Raw genomic sequence first — 14,404 nt, forward strand, 5'->3', positions numbered from 1 at the left:
TCGGCGAAGGTGAGTTGATGGCTCATGATGTCCCTCTGGGATGCGCTCCGGATGAATATGATGATCTCATATCAGGAACTTGTTCGCACCTTCCCTAGTGTCTGCGGTTGCCTTTATTTATTGCAAGGACTGTGCAGCATGTTTTCCGGCCTTATACTTATCTTATTGCCACTGATTATCGGCTATTTAATTCCGCTTAAACAAAAATCTATTTTGCAGCTCATCAGTCGCCTGCTGAGCTGGATCGTGTACGTCATATTATTTTTTATGGGGATCAGCCTCGCCTTCCTGGATAATCTGTCGGCGAATTTATTATCAATACTGCATTATTCCGCCGTCAGCATTGTGATTATCCTCGGCTGCAATCTGCTGGCCCTGCACCTGCTGGAAAAACGCTTTCCCTGGCGCCATGCGTTACAGCAGCAAAAATTACCGTCGCGAATGGCGATGGTGTTTGAATCCCTGCAACTGGCCGGGGTGGTGTTGCTGGGTTTTGTGATTGGGCTGAGCGGCTGGCAGGTGCTGCATTACGCCACCGAGGCCAGCGAATATACCCTGGTGCTGCTGCTGTTCCTGGTGGGGATTCAGCTGCGCAATAGCGGCATGTCGCTGAGCCAGCTCGTGCTCAATCGCCGGGGGATGATGGTCGGCGTAGTGGTGGTAGCCAGCTCGCTGGTTGCCGGGGTGATTAATGCGTTTATTCTCGGCTTACCGCTCAAAGCCGGGCTGGGGATGGCCTCCGGGTTCGGCTGGTACTCGCTGTCCGGCATCTTAATGACCGAGTCCTACGGCCCGGTTATCGGTAGCGCCACCTTCTTTAACGATCTGGCCCGGGAACTGTTGTCCATTATGCTGATTCCGACCCTGATCCGCCGTAACCGCTCCAGCGCTCTCGGGCTGTGCGGCGCTACCTCCATGGATTTTACCCTGCCGGTACTGCAACGCAGCGGCGGGGTTGATATTGTGCCCGCCGCCATTGTTCACGGCTTTCTGCTGACGCTTCTAGTCCCGATTCTGATGGCGCTCTTCGCGGCCTGATACCCCTTTGGCGGTACCCCCGGTACCGCCAAATTTGCGCTATATCAATCGACTCGCAATTTTTCCAAAAAGCACTTTGTTCCGCCCCCTGACAGGCATAACCTTAAACATGCATATTAAATATAACTTTAAGGTATCATCCATGTTTTGCGTGCAATGTGAACAAACTATCCGCACTCCGGCAGGCAATGGCTGCGCGTATGCTCAGGGCGTCTGTGGGAAAACGGCTCAAACCTCCGACCTTCAGGATCTGTTAATCGCGGCGTTGCAGGGGCTCTCAGCCTGGGCTTGTAAAGCACGCGAGCTGGGGATTATTGACCATGCGGTTGACAGCTTTGCCCCGCGTGCCTTCTTCGCCACCCTGACCAACGTCAACTTCGACTCTCCGCGTATTGTGGGCTATGCCCGCGACGCCATCGCCATGCGTGAAGCGCTGAAAGCCCTGAGCCTGAAAGCCGACGCCACTGCCCGTGTTGACCATCCGATGGCGGACCTGCAGCTGGCCAGCAATGACCTGGGCGACCTGCAGCGCCAGGCTGAATTGTTTACCCCGAACCGCGACAAAGCCACCATCGGTGAGGACATTCTTGGCCTGCGCTTGCTCTGCCTGTACGGCATGAAAGGGGCGGCGGCCTATATGGAACACGCCCACGTACTGGGCCAGTACGACAACGATATTTATGCTGAATACCACCGCATCATGGCCTGGCTGGGCACCTGGCCCTCAGACATGAATGCGCTGCTGGAATGTTCCATGGCCATTGGCCAGATGAACTTCAGCGTGATGCGTATCCTCGACAGCGGCGAAACCAGCAAATACGGCCACCCGACCCCAACCCAGGTCAATGTGAAACCGGTAGCCGGGAAAGCGATTTTGATCTCCGGCCATGACTTGCGCGATCTCTATAACCTGCTGGAACAGACCGAAGGCACCGGCGTAAACGTCTACACCCACGGTGAAATGCTGCCGGCCCACGGTTACCCGGAACTGCGCAAATTCAAACATCTGGCCGGTAACTACGGCAGCGGCTGGCAGAATCAGCAAACCGAGTTTGCCCGCTTCCCTGGCCCTATCGTAATGACCTCCAACTGCATTATCGATCCGACCGTCGGCAGCTACGACGATCGCATCTGGACCCGTAGCATCGTCGGCTGGCCGGGCGTTAACCATCTGGAAGGTGATGACTTCACTGCGGTTATCACCCAGGCACAGCAAATGGCGGGCTTCCCGTACAGCGAAATTGAACACCTGATCACCGTCGGCTTTGGTCGCCAGACCTTGCTGGGTGCCGCAGATACCCTGATTGATCTGGTCAGCCGTGAAAAACTGCGCCACATCTTCCTGGTCGGCGGCTGCGACGGCGCCCGTGGCGAACGCAATTACTTCACTGATTTTGCGACCAGCGTACCGGAAGACTGCCTGATCCTGACCCTGGCCTGCGGTAAATACCGTTTCAACAAGCTGGACTTTGGCGATATCGAAGGGCTGCCGCGTCTGGTGGATGCCGGGCAGTGTAACGATGCCTATTCGGCGATTATTCTGGCGGTTACCCTGGCCGAAAAACTGGGCTGTGGGGTTAACGATCTGCCGCTCAGCCTGGTGCTCTCCTGGTTTGAACAAAAAGCGATTGTCATCCTGCTGACCCTGCTCTCACTGGGCGTGAAAAATATCGTCACCGGGCCAACCGTTCCGGGCTTCCTGACACCGAACCTGTTAGCAGTACTGAATGAAAAATTCGGCCTGCGCCCGATAACCACGGTAGAGCAGGATATGCAGCAGCTGCTGGGGGCATAATTACCATGACCATGCCAACCGAACTCTGCCCGTACCGGATGCAAGTGCATCATATCAGCCAGGAGACGCCCGATGTCTGGACGTTATCGCTGATTTGCCATGATTTTTACCCCTATAAACCGGGGCAACATGCGCTGGTTAGCATACGCAACAGCAGCGACACCCTGCGGGCGTATACCCTTTCCTCCACCCCGGGAGAAAGTGAATACATTACCCTGACCGTTCGCCGGATCGATGACGGTGCCGGGTCCCAGTGGCTGACCCACGACGTGAAGCGCGGTGACTATATCTGGCTGTCTGCCGCCGCCGGTGACTTTACCTGTGTGGATCACCCAGCGGATAAATACCTGCTGCTGGCCGCCGGTAGCGGTGTCACGCCGATTATGTCAATGCGCCGCTGGCTGGCAAAACACCGCCCCGACGCCGATGTACAGGTGCTGTTCAGCGTACGCTCGCCGAACGATGTTATCTTTGCCGACGAGTGGCGGCACTACCCGGTCACGCTGATTGCCGAGCAAGGCCAGGTTCAGGGTTTCATTCCCGGCCGCCTGACCCGCGACATGCTGGCCGCCATTGCAGATATTGCCGACTACACGGTGATGACCTGTGGCCCGGCGCCCTATATGGACTTTGTGGAGAACACTGTACGCCAGCTGGGCGTGACCCGGTTCTACCGCGAACAGTTCTTTGTGCCTAAAGCCGCCGCCAGTGGTAAAAGCCTGACCTTTACCCGGCTGCAACCGGCCCAGACCTTCCACGCCCCGGTAGGTACCACCCTGCTGGACGCAATGGAAAGCAATAAGGTGCCGGTCACCGCGGCCTGCCGGGCCGGGGTGTGTGGCTGCTGTAAAACCAAAGTGGTATCGGGTGAATACACCACCACCAGCACCATGACCCTGAGTGAACAGGAGATTGCCGACGGCTACGTTCTGGCCTGCTCTTGCCACCCCACCAGTGACCTGGTACTGGCCTGATCCTTTCTTGCCTTTTCTGTGGCCCCGTTCGGGGCCATTTTTATTGGGTAATCAACACGCTACCGCCTTCCTCCCTGCCATGTTATTACGCCCGGTCCACCCTGCGCTATAAATCGTCAAAGTGGCCAAATTATTGTCCGCTATAACCGGTGTTATGGCGCGGGCCCTCGTCACCGTGGGTGGCCAGAGGGTCTACACTTGTGTACAGCGGGTGATTCAGTACCGCGCTTAAAACAGCAAGCAAAAACAAGGAGACGTGATGAAACAAACGGTAGCTTCCTATATTGCTAAAACACTCGAACAGGCTGGCGTTAAACGTATTTGGGGGGTCACCGGCGACTCGCTGAATGGGTTAAGCGACAGCCTGAATCGTATGGGGACCATTACATGGATGCCGACCCGCCATGAAGAGGTTGCCGCCTTTGCCGCAGGGGCAGAGGCCCATCTGTCCGGTGAGCTGGCGGTATGCGCAGGCTCCTGCGGGCCCGGTAACCTGCACCTGATTAACGGGCTGTTCGACTGCCACCGCAACCGGGTCCCGGTGCTGGCGATTGCCGCCCATATTCCCTCCAGCGAAATTGGCAGCGGCTATTTCCAGGAAACCCACCCCCAGGAGCTGTTTCGCGAGTGCAGCCACTATTGCGAACTGGTCTCCACCCCGGAGCAGATCCCCCAGGTGATGGCCCGGGCGATGCGCAGCGCGATCCTCGATCGGGGGGTTGCGGTTATCGTCCTGCCCGGGGATGTGGCGCTAAAACCCGCGCCGGAAGGCGCCAGCAGCCACTGGTACCCGGCACCGCCAGCGGTCGCCGTCCCCCCGCACGCAGAACTGGAGAAGCTGGCCCAGGTACTACGCTACGCCAGTAATATCGCCTTGCTGTGCGGCAGCGGCTGTGCTGGCGCCCACGATGAGTTGGTCAATGTTGCCGCCACCCTCAAGGCCCCCATTGTCCACGCCCTGCGCGGTAAAGAGTACGTCGAGTACGACAACCCCTACGACGTGGGCATGACCGGGCTTATCGGTTTCTCATCCGGTTTTCACACCATGATGAATGCCGATACCCTGATCCTGCTGGGAACCCAGTTCCCGTACCGGGCGTTCTACCCTACCGACGCGAAAATAATCCAGATCGATATCAACCCCGCCAGTATCGGCGCCCACTGCAAAGTGGATATCGCCCTGATGGGGGATATTAAAGCCACCCTTCAGGCCCTGCTGCCCCTGCTGGAAGAGAAAACCGACTGTCACTTCCTCGATAAAGCCCGCGCGGATTACCGTAAATCTCGCCAGGGGCTGGATGACCTCGCCAAAGACACCGGCGACGGCCATATTCACCCGCAGTACCTGGCGCGCCAGATCAGCCAACTGGCCAGCGATAACGCGATTTTTACCTGTGACGTGGGCACCCCCACGGTCTGGGCGGCCCGTTATCTGGCAATGAACGGCAAACGCCGCCTGCTGGGATCGTTTAACCACGGTTCGATGGCCAATGCCATGCCCCAGGCCCTGGGGGCCAAAGCCACCTGCCCGGATCGCCAGGTTATCGCCCTGTGTGGTGACGGCGGCTTCAGTATGCTTATGGGGGATTTTTTATCCCTCGCCCAGTTGCACCTGCCGGTGAAAGTGGTGGTGTTCAACAACAGCGTGCTGGGCTTTGTAGCCATGGAGATGAAAGCCGGCGGTTACCTGACGGACGGCACTGAACTCCAGGACACAAACTTCGCCGGTATTGCCGAAGCCTGCGGGATTAAAGGAATTCGGGTTGAACGGGCGGCAGATCTCGACGCCGCCCTCCAGGCCGCCTTTGAGCACGATGGCCCGGCCCTGGTGGATGTGGTGGTCGCCAAAGAGGAGCTGGCCATCCCGCCACAAATCAAGCTGGAACAAGCTAAGGGCTTCAGCCTGTATATGTTGCGCGCCATTATCAGTGGCCGCGGTGATGAGGTGATTGAACTGGCAAAAACCAACTGGTTCCGTTAAAAATATAACCTCACCGTAACACGCCTGCCTGCGTCACCACCGCAACCCGCAGGCGTGTTTATTCCCATTCAGGAGCCTGATGCCGTGATCGATTTACGCAGTGATACCGTAACTCGCCCAGGTGTTGCCATGCTGGAACAGATGATGGCCGCCCCTACCGGGGATGATGTCTACGGGGACGATCCCACCGTCAACGCATTACAGGCGTATGCCGCACAAATCAGTGGCAAAGAAGCCGCGCTCTTTCTCCCCAGCGGTACCCAGGCCAATTTGGTCGCCCTGCTGAGCCACTGCCAGCGCGGTGAGGAGTATATTGTCGGCCAGGGGGCCCACAATTACCTGTATGAAGCCGGCGGCGCGGCGGTGCTGGGCAGTATTCAGCCCCAGCCCATCGAGGCGGCAGCAGACGGCACCCTGCCCCTCGAGGCGGTGGCCGCAAAAATTAAACCTGACGATATCCACTTCGCCCGCACCCGGCTACTGAGCCTGGAAAACACCCACAACGGCAAAGTGCTGCCGCTGGAATATTTACAAGACGCCTGGCAGTTCACCCGCCAGCACGGCCTGGGGTTGCATATCGACGGGGCGCGTATTTTTAACGCCGTTGTTGAGTATAACCAGCCCCTGGCGGCGGTGGCCCGCTATTGCGACAGTTTTACTATCTGCTTGTCCAAAGGGCTCGGAGCCCCGGTAGGCTCCCTGCTGGTGGGGAGCCACGACTATATTCAGCGCGCCCTGCGCTGGCGCAAGATGACCGGCGGCGGGATGCGCCAGGCGGGTATTCTGGCTGCGGCCGGGCTCTATGCCCTGCAACACCAGGTCACCCGCCTGAAACAGGATCACGACAATGCTGCCTGGCTGGCCCAGGCGCTGCGCAATAGCGGTGCCGATGTCAGACGCCAGGATACCAATATGCTGTTTGTCCGGGTGGACAGCCTGCGGGTCGACGCCTTACAGGCGTGGCTGAAAAACCAGGATATTCTGATCAATGCAGCGCCGGTGACCCGTCTGGTCACCCATCTGGATGTTAGCCGCCAGCAGCTGGAAACCGTGGTACACCACTGGCAGCGCTTTATGTCCCAGGCGTAACGCTATCGCCGGCAACGGCAAACCGGGAGGATCAGGGATGAGCAAGGTACAAAAAATACTGGTACTGGGTGCCAGTGGCTATATTGGCCAACATCTGGTGGCCCGGCTAAATGCCGCCGGGCATCAGGTTACCGCGGCGGCCCGCCGGGTCGCCTGGCTGGAGAAACAGCCCTGGCCGGGGGTAACCTGCCGCTATGTCGATCTCCATCAGCCCGAAAGCATCCCCCCGGTGCTGGAGGAAGTAGACACCCTTTATTATCTGATCCACAGCATGGGCGACGGTTCACGCCTGGTAGAGCGGGAGCAACAGGCCGCCGCCCATCTGCGCAGCGCGCTGTTGCGCTACCCGGTAAAACAGATTATTTACCTGAGCTCGCTCCAGAGCCGCAAAGGTGATGCCCACTCGGCGCATTTACAGGCCCGCCAGTTGACCGGGGATATTCTGCGCGATGCGGATATCCCGGTGACCGAAATACGCGCCGGTATCATTGTTGGGGCCGGTTCCGCCGCCTTCGAGGTAATGCGCGACATGGTCTATAACCTGCCGGTGCTGACCCCGCCGCGCTGGGTTCGCTCGCGGACCAGCCCCATCGCGCTGGAAAACTTACTGGAATATCTGGTGCGTATGCTGGATCACCCCAGTGACCAGCAGCGTATTTTTGAGGCGGCAGGCCCGGAAGTGCTCAGTTATCAGCAGCAGTTTGAACGTTTTATGGATATCAGCGGCCGCCACCGGCCATTAATTCCCATCCCGTTACCCACCAGCCTGATTTCGGTTTATTTCCTGAATATCATCACCTCGGTGCCACCGGTGATTGCCCGGGCGCTGATCCAGGGGCTGAGGCATGACCTGATCCCCGATGACACCAGCCTGCGCGCGCTGATCCCGCAGCCGCTGACAGGTTTTGACGACGCGGTCCGCCAAACCCTCGACAGCGAGCGCCAGTTGTCCCACTCCCAGGACTGGGGGTATGACGCGCTGGCCCATGCCCGCTGGCGCCCGGAATACGGCTATTACCCCAAACAGGCGGGTTACACCATCACTACCACCGCCAGTGCAGCAGCGCTGTGGAAGGTTATCAACCAACTTGGCACCCCGGAACGCGGTTACTTTTTCGCCAATTCGCTGTGGAAGACCCGGGCGTGGATGGATTTACTGGTGGGGCACCGCCTCCCGCGCGGGCGCCCGGCGCATCCTTATTTACACGCCGGTGATCAGGTGGACAGCTGGAAAGTGATTGTCGCCGACCCATTACGAGAACTTACGCTATTATTTGGCATGAAGGCCCCGGGTCTTGGCCGGTTATCGTTTACCCTGGAGGATAACGGCGAGGTGCGCACCCTGGATGTCCGCGCCTGGTGGCACCCCCACGGCACACCGGGGCTGCTCTACTGGCTGATAATGATCCCGGCACATTTATTTATCTTTAAGGGGATGGCCCGCAGAATAACCCGAATTGCTGAGCAATCATCACACAATTCACTCTGATTAACGGGTTTATTCCGCAATTCCCATTGCATAGTGGCGCAATTCACGGAAGAATGCGCTGCGTAATTTTAAAGACAATAGTGGGTTGAAATGAAGGTACTGGTAACAGGCGCCACCAGTGGCTTGGGCCGAAATGCGGTAGAATACTTACGGCAACGTGGGATCTCCGTTCGCGCTACCGGGCGTAACGCGGCGATGGGCCGTTTATTACAAAAAATGGGTGCGGAGTTTGTCCACGCCGATCTCACGCAACTGGTCTCATCGCAGGCAAAGGCAATGTTGGCAGATGTCGACACCCTCTGGCACTGTTCCAGTTTTACATCCCCCTGGGGAACCCAGCAGGCTTTTGATCTGGCCAATGTCTGCGCCACCCGGCGCCTGGGTGAATGGGCCGTCGCCTGGGGAGTGCGCCACTTTGTGCATATCTCCTCACCAGCACTCTATTTTGATTACCACCATCATCGCAATATCTCCGAGGACTTTCGCCCGGCCCGCTATGCCAACGAATTTGCCCGCAGTAAGGCCGCGTCAGAAGAGGTAATTAATCTGCTGGCCCAGTCGAACCCTCACACCCGTTTTACTATCCTGCGGCCGCAAAGTCTGTTTGGCCCGCACGATAAGGTCTTTTTCCCGCGGCTGGTGCAGATGATGCGCCGCTACGGCAGTATCTTATTACCCCACGGTGGTTCCGCCATGGTGGACATGACCTATCTGGAAAATGCCGTCCACGCCATGTGGCTGGCCAGCACTCCCCAGAGCGATGCGCTACCATCGGGCCAGGCCTACAACATTACCAATATGGAATCCTGCACCCTGCGGACCATTGTCGAAAAACTGATCGCGGCACTGGGTATTAAATGCCGGATCCGTTCAGTGCCCTACCCGATGCTGGACATGATTGCCCGCAGTATGGAACGGTTTGGTAATAAAGAAGATAAAGAGCCGTCGTTAACCCATTACGGGGTATCTAAGCTTAATTTTGATTTTACGCTGGATGTCAGCAAGGCCCAGCGCGAACTGGGCTACGAGCCAATCGTCTCACTGGACGAAGGGATCGCCCGCACCGCTTACTGGCTGCGGGATCACGGTACACTGCGCTGATCCACCGGGCGCCGGATACCCCAGGCGCCCGTCACTCCCCTTACTGGCGGTATTTCTCCAGCAGCGCTTCGGCGATTGCCTGGGTTTCTGCGTCTGCTTCACCGTCATAACGGGCCGGGCGGAAGTGCATCTGGAAGGCGGTAATCACCCGCCGCTGCTGGGCGTCGGTCATTCCCGGCGCCAGTTGATAGCCATAGCGCGCTAACAGCGCCAGCAGTGGCTGACTATCTACCGCAGCATTCCGGGCTCTGCCCTGTAAATAGAACTGTACCCGCTGGGGATCAGGCCAGGCGCCAATCCCCTGACGGGCCAGCTGCTGCCAGGGGAACAGCGGACCGGGATCATCTTTACGCTGGGGGGCGATATCCGCATGGGCAACCACATTTTGTGGCGGGATATGGTAGCGGGCAATAATCTCCCGGGCTAAGGTCTTCAGCACGGCTATCTGCGGGGCGGAAAACGGTGCAAAACGCTTCCCGGTGCCCAGCCCGGCCGCTACCGGGTGCCAGCAGCTGTTTTCCAGCTCGATCCCCACAGAGGTGCTGTTCAGATGGGTATACCCCCGCCAGTAACTCACCCCCGCATGCCAGGCGAGCTGCCCTTCCGGCACCAGTTGCCAGATAACCGGTTTCCCCCCCACCCGCGGCGGCTGGGCCGGGATCAGGTAATGGGCGCTGACATCCGGCCCGGTAAGGGTGGCCAGCGAGCTGTCAAAATCCCCGGCGGTGTAGTGGATAACCAGAGTATTGATGCGGGGAAAGGCCGAGGGGGCCTGGCGGCTGACATCAACACGATAACTGCCGCGATCAACCAGCCCCGGTTTACCCGCGCAACCGGCCAGAAATACCACCGCCCAAACCAGTGGCCATCGCATCCCTTTCATTAGCGGGTTTTCACCGCAGTACCCGTCACGCTGACCATCAGCATGCTGCTATCTTTGCCCACGGTTTCGTAGTCAATATCAATACCGATAACCGCCGTGGCGCCCAGCTCCCGGGCCTGTTCTTCCAGCTCGCGAAACGCTATCTCCCGGGCCTTGCGCAGCTCTTTCTCATAGGAGCCAGAACGGCCGCCCACGATATCCCGCACCCCGGCAAAAAAATCGCGAAAAATGTTCGCCCCGAGGATGGCTTCGCCGGTGACCACGCCGCAATATTCCACGATGCTCTGCCCTTCCAGAGTATGGGTAGTAGAAAACTGCATATAAATTCTCCTTTCTTTTGCGATCAATGCGTTAGAGTTACATAATGCGCCAAATCTTTGCTGGATGCGCTATGATTTAGGCTAGTCATCGTAAATGTAGTTCACTTGAGATTCATAAGGAAATCACTATGCGTCGCTCAGTTCTGGCATTGCTTACCCCTTGCGCATTACTCCTCAGTGCCTGCACCACCCCAGTCACACCGGCTTACAAAGATATTGGTTCACGTACCAGCCAGTGTATTACTGGGGGCCCGGATGAGGTTGCTCAACAGTTTTATAACTACCGTATTGGTCACCCGGGTACTGGCCTGAATAACCTGACCGGGCTGCGTCCTTATCTGAGTACCGATCTGTGGCAGGTGCTGGAAAAAGCCAGCCAGGCACAAGCCGATGATCAGGCCCTGGCCGGTAAAGATCTGTTCGCCAGCTACAACAACGGCATTGATAAAGCCGAGGTTGCCAGCGCCTCTACTATCCCGAATACCGATGCCCGTAACATTCCGCTGCGGGTAAATCTCGACAAAGGTACTACTCACTGGCAGGACGAAGTGCTGATGGTGCGTGAAGGCCAGTGCTGGACCGTGGACGACGTTCGCTACCTGGGCGCCAGCAAAATGCCCGCCGGTAACCTGCGCCAGTCACTCGAACGTCGCTGAGCGATTTTACCCTTTCCCCTATAAAAAGCCGGGTATTCAGTGTGAATGCCCGACTTTATTCATCCCGGATGTTCCCTCTCCAACATTATGTGCTAGATTTGAGGCACAAGGGCGGCAGATTTTAAATTTTAACGCATAAATATTGCATAACTATTCTGTCAACGGTACTATTCACAGCCTCAATCGCTATTCAATTGCTTCGCATGAGTATTCAACTAAACGGCATTAACTGCTTTTACGGCGCACATCAGGCGCTGTTTGATATCACACTGAACTGCCCACAAGGGGAAACCCTGGTGCTGCTCGGGCCCAGTGGCGCAGGGAAAAGTTCGCTGTTACGCGTTCTCAACCTGCTGGAGATGCCGCGTTCCGGTACGCTCAATATTGCGGGCAACCACTTTGATTTTGTCAAAGCGCCGGGTGACGCCGCTATTCGCGAGCTGCGCCAAAACGTGGGGATGGTGTTCCAGCAATATAATCTGTGGCCACACCTCACCGTGCTGCAAAACCTGACAGAGGCCCCCTGCCGCGTGCTGGGGCTCAGCAAAGATCAGGCCCGGGAACGGGCAGATAAACTGCTGGAACGCTTGCGCCTGACGCCTTATATGGATCGTTACCCGCTGCACCTCTCCGGTGGCCAGCAGCAGCGTGTGGCCATTGCCCGTGCGCTGATGATGGAGCCCCAGGTGCTGCTGTTTGACGAGCCCACCGCCGCACTGGACCCGGAAATTACGGCCCAGATAGTCAGTATTATCCGCGAGCTTTCCGAGACGGGCATCACGCAGGTTATCGTCACCCACGAGGTGGAAGTGGCGCGCAAAACCGCCAGCCGCGTGGTGTACATGGAAAATGGCCACATTGTGGAGCAAGGCGACGCCAGCTGCTTTGCATCCCCGAAGACCGACGCATTCAAATTTTATTTATCTCATTGAGTTGAGGGATGATGAACATGAAGAAAGTATTGCTTGCCGCGCTGTTAGCCAGCATGAGCCTTTCCGCCACTGCGGCACAGACCATTCGTTTTGCAACTGAGGCGTCCTACCCTCCGTTTGAATCTGTTGACGCCAATAACAAGATAGTTGGCTTCGATGTTGATCTGGCCAACGCCCTGTGTAAAGAGATGGGCGCCACCTGCACGTTCAGCAACCAGGCGTTTGACAGCCTGATCCCCAGCCTGAAATTCCGCCGCGTTGACGCGGTCATGGCCGGTATGGACATCACGCCGGAACGTGAAAAACAGGTCCTGTTCACCACCCCGTACTACGATAACTCGGCGCTGTTTATTGGCCAGAAAGGCAAATACGCCACCGTTGATGCCCTGAAAGGCAAAAAAGTCGGCGTCCAGAACGGGACCACGCACCAGAAATACATCAGCGATAAACACCCGGAAATCACCACCGTACCTTATGACAGCTACCAGAATGCGTGTCTGGATATGCAAAATGGCCGTATTGATGCAGTATTCGGTGATACCGCCGTGGTCACTGAGTGGCTGAAAGCCAACCCGAACCTCGCGGCTGTCGGTGATAAAGTGACCGATAAAGCCTACTTCGGTAACGGCCTGGGCATCGCCGTTCGCCAGGGCAACACCGCCCTGCAGCAGCAGTTCAATACCGCCCTGGAAAAAGTGAAAAAAGACGGTACTTACCAGACCATCTACCATAAATGGTTCCAGAAGTAACAGCTGAATGAACGAAATTCTACCTTTAGCAAGCGCCGCCGGGATGACCGTCGGCCTTGCGGTTTGTGCATTACTCATCGGCCTGGCGCTGGCGATGATTTTTGCGCTATGGGAGTCTGCCACATGGCGTCCCGTTGCCTGGGTAGGCTCTGCCCTGGTGACTATTTTACGCGGCCTGCCGGAGATTCTGGTGGTGCTGTTTATCTATTTTGGCTCATCGCAGCTGCTGTTGGTGCTGTCTGACGGTTTCACCCTCAATCTGGGTGTTGTGCAGATCCCGGTGCAGGTGGCCATCGAAAACTTTGATGTCAGCCCGTTCCTGTGTGGTGTGCTGGCCCTGTCATTGCTGTACTCCGCTTACGCATCACAAACCCTGCGCGGCGCCCTTAAAGCCGTCCCGGAGGGCCAGTGGGAATCCGGCCAGGCCCTGGGGCTGTCTAAAGGGGCTATCTTCTTTCGCCTGGTGATGCCACAGATGTGGCGCCACGCCCTGCCGGGGTTAGGTAACCAGTGGCTGGTACTGCTTAAAGACACCGCGCTGGTGTCGCTTATCAGCGTAAATGATCTGATGTTGCAGACCAAAAGTATTGCCACCCGTACCCAGGAGCCGTTTAACTGGTACATTATCGCCGCCGCCATTTATCTGGTGATAACCCTGATAAGCCAGTACATCCTGAAGCGTATCGATCAGCGGGCAACGCGCTTTGAACGGAGGCCAGACTGATGCTCGATTATTTACCTGAGCTCCTGAAAGGTCTGCATACCAGCCTGACCCTGACCGCGGCCTCCATTGCCGTGGCACTGGTACTGGCGCTGGCGTTTACCATTATCATGACCCTGAAAACGCCGCTTCTGAACCCGCTGGTGCGTATCTATATCACGCTGTTCACCGGAACCCCACTGCTGGTACAAATCTTCCTGATTTACTACGGGCCGGGCCAGTTTCCGTCGTTGCAGCACTATCCGGTTATCTGGCATTTGCTGTCGGAGCCCTGGCTGTGTGCGTTAATCGCCCTGTCGCTCAACAGTGCGGCCTATACTACCCAGCTGTTCTATGGGGCAATCCGCGCCATTCCCGACGGCCAGTGGCAGTCATGCAGTGCGCTGGGAATGAGCAAAAAAGACACCCTGGCTATCCTGCTGCCCTATGCTTTTAAACGCTCACTCTCGTCCTACTCCAACGAAGTGGTTCTGGTCTTCAAAAGTACCTCGCTGGCTTACACCATCACCTTAATGGAAGTCATGGGCCACGGTCAGTTGCTGTATGGCCGCACCTATGACGTCATGGTGTTTGGCGCCGCCGGTCTGGTTTACCTGGTGGTTAACGGCTTGCTGACGTTACTTATGCGTCTTATCGAGCGCCGCGCGCTGGTGTTTGAACACCGTAACTAACCTGA

General features: G+C 57.3%; 14 protein-coding genes. 12 read left to right on the forward strand and 2 right to left on the reverse strand.

Going from position 1 to position 14,404, the window contains the following annotated elements:
• Positions 1-138: 138 nt before the first annotated feature.
• The 7 genes from F9C28_RS15635 to F9C28_RS15665 all read left to right on the forward strand — a co-directional run bounded on the left by F9C28_RS15635 (position 139) and on the right by F9C28_RS15665 (position 9,467).
• Positions 139-1,038 (forward strand): lysine exporter LysO family protein, encoded by a 900-nt coding sequence (locus F9C28_RS15635; RefSeq protein ID WP_199016274.1) that lies wholly within the window; start codon positions 139-141, stop codon positions 1,036-1,038.
• Between the two features lie 142 nt (positions 1,039-1,180).
• The gene (gene hcp, locus F9C28_RS15640) at positions 1,181-2,833 is read left to right on the forward strand and encodes a hydroxylamine reductase (RefSeq protein WP_199016275.1); all 1,653 of its coding nucleotides are present in this window, start codon (positions 1,181-1,183) and stop codon (positions 2,831-2,833) included.
• A 5-nt stretch (positions 2,834-2,838) separates the two neighbouring features.
• Entirely contained in the window at positions 2,839-3,807 is a 969-nt protein-coding gene (gene hcr, locus F9C28_RS15645; protein WP_199016276.1) for an NADH oxidoreductase, read from the forward strand.
• A 259-nt stretch (positions 3,808-4,066) separates the two neighbouring features.
• The gene (poxB, locus tag F9C28_RS15650) at positions 4,067-5,788 is read left to right on the forward strand and encodes a ubiquinone-dependent pyruvate dehydrogenase (RefSeq protein WP_199016277.1); all 1,722 of its coding nucleotides are present in this window, start codon (positions 4,067-4,069) and stop codon (positions 5,786-5,788) included.
• A gap of 84 nt (positions 5,789-5,872) precedes the next feature.
• Complete coding sequence (ltaE, locus tag F9C28_RS15655; protein WP_199016278.1) at positions 5,873-6,877, forward strand: low-specificity L-threonine aldolase; 1,005 nt, start codon at positions 5,873-5,875, stop codon at positions 6,875-6,877.
• Between the two features lie 37 nt (positions 6,878-6,914).
• Positions 6,915-8,366 (forward strand): DUF2867 domain-containing protein, encoded by a 1,452-nt coding sequence (locus F9C28_RS15660; protein WP_199016279.1) that lies wholly within the window; start codon positions 6,915-6,917, stop codon positions 8,364-8,366.
• Between the two features lie 90 nt (positions 8,367-8,456).
• Positions 8,457-9,467: an NAD-dependent epimerase/dehydratase family protein gene (locus F9C28_RS15665; RefSeq protein WP_199016280.1), complete on the forward strand. Its 1,011-nt coding sequence runs from the start codon at positions 8,457-8,459 to the stop codon at positions 9,465-9,467.
• 40 nt (positions 9,468-9,507) lie between these two features.
• Here the strand turns inward: F9C28_RS15665 and F9C28_RS15670 are convergent, their stop codons facing one another.
• Together F9C28_RS15670 and F9C28_RS15675 are read right to left on the reverse strand one after the other, a co-directional pair.
• Complete coding sequence (locus F9C28_RS15670) at positions 9,508-10,350, reverse strand: N-acetylmuramoyl-L-alanine amidase (RefSeq protein ID WP_199016281.1); 843 nt, start codon at positions 10,348-10,350, stop codon at positions 9,508-9,510.
• Positions 10,350-10,670: a heavy metal-binding domain-containing protein gene (locus F9C28_RS15675; protein ID WP_199016282.1), complete on the reverse strand. Its 321-nt coding sequence runs from the start codon at positions 10,668-10,670 to the stop codon at positions 10,350-10,352. The genes F9C28_RS15670 and F9C28_RS15675 overlap by 1 nt, the downstream gene beginning before the upstream one ends.
• A gap of 128 nt (positions 10,671-10,798) precedes the next feature.
• Between F9C28_RS15675 and F9C28_RS15680 the strand changes: the two genes are divergently transcribed.
• The 5 genes from F9C28_RS15680 (at position 10,799) to artM (ending at position 14,399) form a co-directional block, all read left to right on the forward strand.
• Complete coding sequence (locus tag F9C28_RS15680) at positions 10,799-11,326, forward strand: lipoprotein (RefSeq protein ID WP_199016283.1); 528 nt, start codon at positions 10,799-10,801, stop codon at positions 11,324-11,326.
• A 203-nt stretch (positions 11,327-11,529) separates the two neighbouring features.
• Positions 11,530-12,258, forward strand: coding sequence for an arginine ABC transporter ATP-binding protein ArtP (gene artP / locus F9C28_RS15685; RefSeq protein ID WP_199016284.1), 729 nt, complete (start codon positions 11,530-11,532; stop codon positions 12,256-12,258).
• Positions 12,259-12,275: 17 nt separating this feature from the next.
• Complete coding sequence (artI, locus tag F9C28_RS15690; protein ID WP_199016285.1) at positions 12,276-13,007, forward strand: arginine ABC transporter substrate-binding protein ArtI; 732 nt, start codon at positions 12,276-12,278, stop codon at positions 13,005-13,007.
• A gap of 7 nt (positions 13,008-13,014) precedes the next feature.
• The gene (gene artQ, locus F9C28_RS15695) at positions 13,015-13,731 is read left to right on the forward strand and encodes an arginine ABC transporter permease ArtQ (RefSeq protein WP_199016286.1); all 717 of its coding nucleotides are present in this window, start codon (positions 13,015-13,017) and stop codon (positions 13,729-13,731) included.
• Complete coding sequence (artM, locus tag F9C28_RS15700) at positions 13,731-14,399, forward strand: arginine ABC transporter permease ArtM (RefSeq protein WP_199016287.1); 669 nt, start codon at positions 13,731-13,733, stop codon at positions 14,397-14,399. The genes artQ and artM overlap by 1 nt, the downstream gene beginning before the upstream one ends.
• The last annotated feature ends 5 nt before the right edge of the window (positions 14,400-14,404 follow it).

Source organism: Shimwellia pseudoproteus (assembly GCF_016415625.1).
Lineage (GTDB): Bacteria > Pseudomonadota > Gammaproteobacteria > Enterobacterales > Enterobacteriaceae > Shimwellia > Shimwellia pseudoproteus.

Bases quoted from the DNA above. Each gene is read 5' to 3' on its own strand.
- F9C28_RS15635 (WP_199016274.1), top strand. From the start codon at position 139: ATGTTTTCCGGCCTTATACTTATCTTATTGCCACTGATTATCGGCTAT.
- hcp (WP_199016275.1), top strand. From the start codon at position 1,181: ATGTTTTGCGTGCAATGTGAACAAACTATCCGCACTCCGGCAGGCAAT.
- hcr (WP_199016276.1), top strand. From the start codon at position 2,839: ATGACCATGCCAACCGAACTCTGCCCGTACCGGATGCAAGTGCATCAT.
- poxB (WP_199016277.1), top strand. From the start codon at position 4,067: ATGAAACAAACGGTAGCTTCCTATATTGCTAAAACACTCGAACAGGCT.
- F9C28_RS15660 (WP_199016279.1), top strand. From the start codon at position 6,915: ATGAGCAAGGTACAAAAAATACTGGTACTGGGTGCCAGTGGCTATATT.
- F9C28_RS15665 (WP_199016280.1), top strand. From the start codon at position 8,457: ATGAAGGTACTGGTAACAGGCGCCACCAGTGGCTTGGGCCGAAATGCG.
- F9C28_RS15670 (WP_199016281.1), bottom strand. From the start codon at position 10,350: ATGAAAGGGATGCGATGGCCACTGGTTTGGGCGGTGGTATTTCTGGCC.
- F9C28_RS15675 (WP_199016282.1), bottom strand. From the start codon at position 10,670: ATGCAGTTTTCTACTACCCATACTCTGGAAGGGCAGAGCATCGTGGAA.
- F9C28_RS15680 (WP_199016283.1), top strand. From the start codon at position 10,799: ATGCGTCGCTCAGTTCTGGCATTGCTTACCCCTTGCGCATTACTCCTC.
- artP (WP_199016284.1), top strand. From the start codon at position 11,530: ATGAGTATTCAACTAAACGGCATTAACTGCTTTTACGGCGCACATCAG.
- artI (WP_199016285.1), top strand. From the start codon at position 12,276: ATGAAGAAAGTATTGCTTGCCGCGCTGTTAGCCAGCATGAGCCTTTCC.
- artQ (WP_199016286.1), top strand. From the start codon at position 13,015: ATGAACGAAATTCTACCTTTAGCAAGCGCCGCCGGGATGACCGTCGGC.
- artM (WP_199016287.1), top strand. From the start codon at position 13,731: ATGCTCGATTATTTACCTGAGCTCCTGAAAGGTCTGCATACCAGCCTG.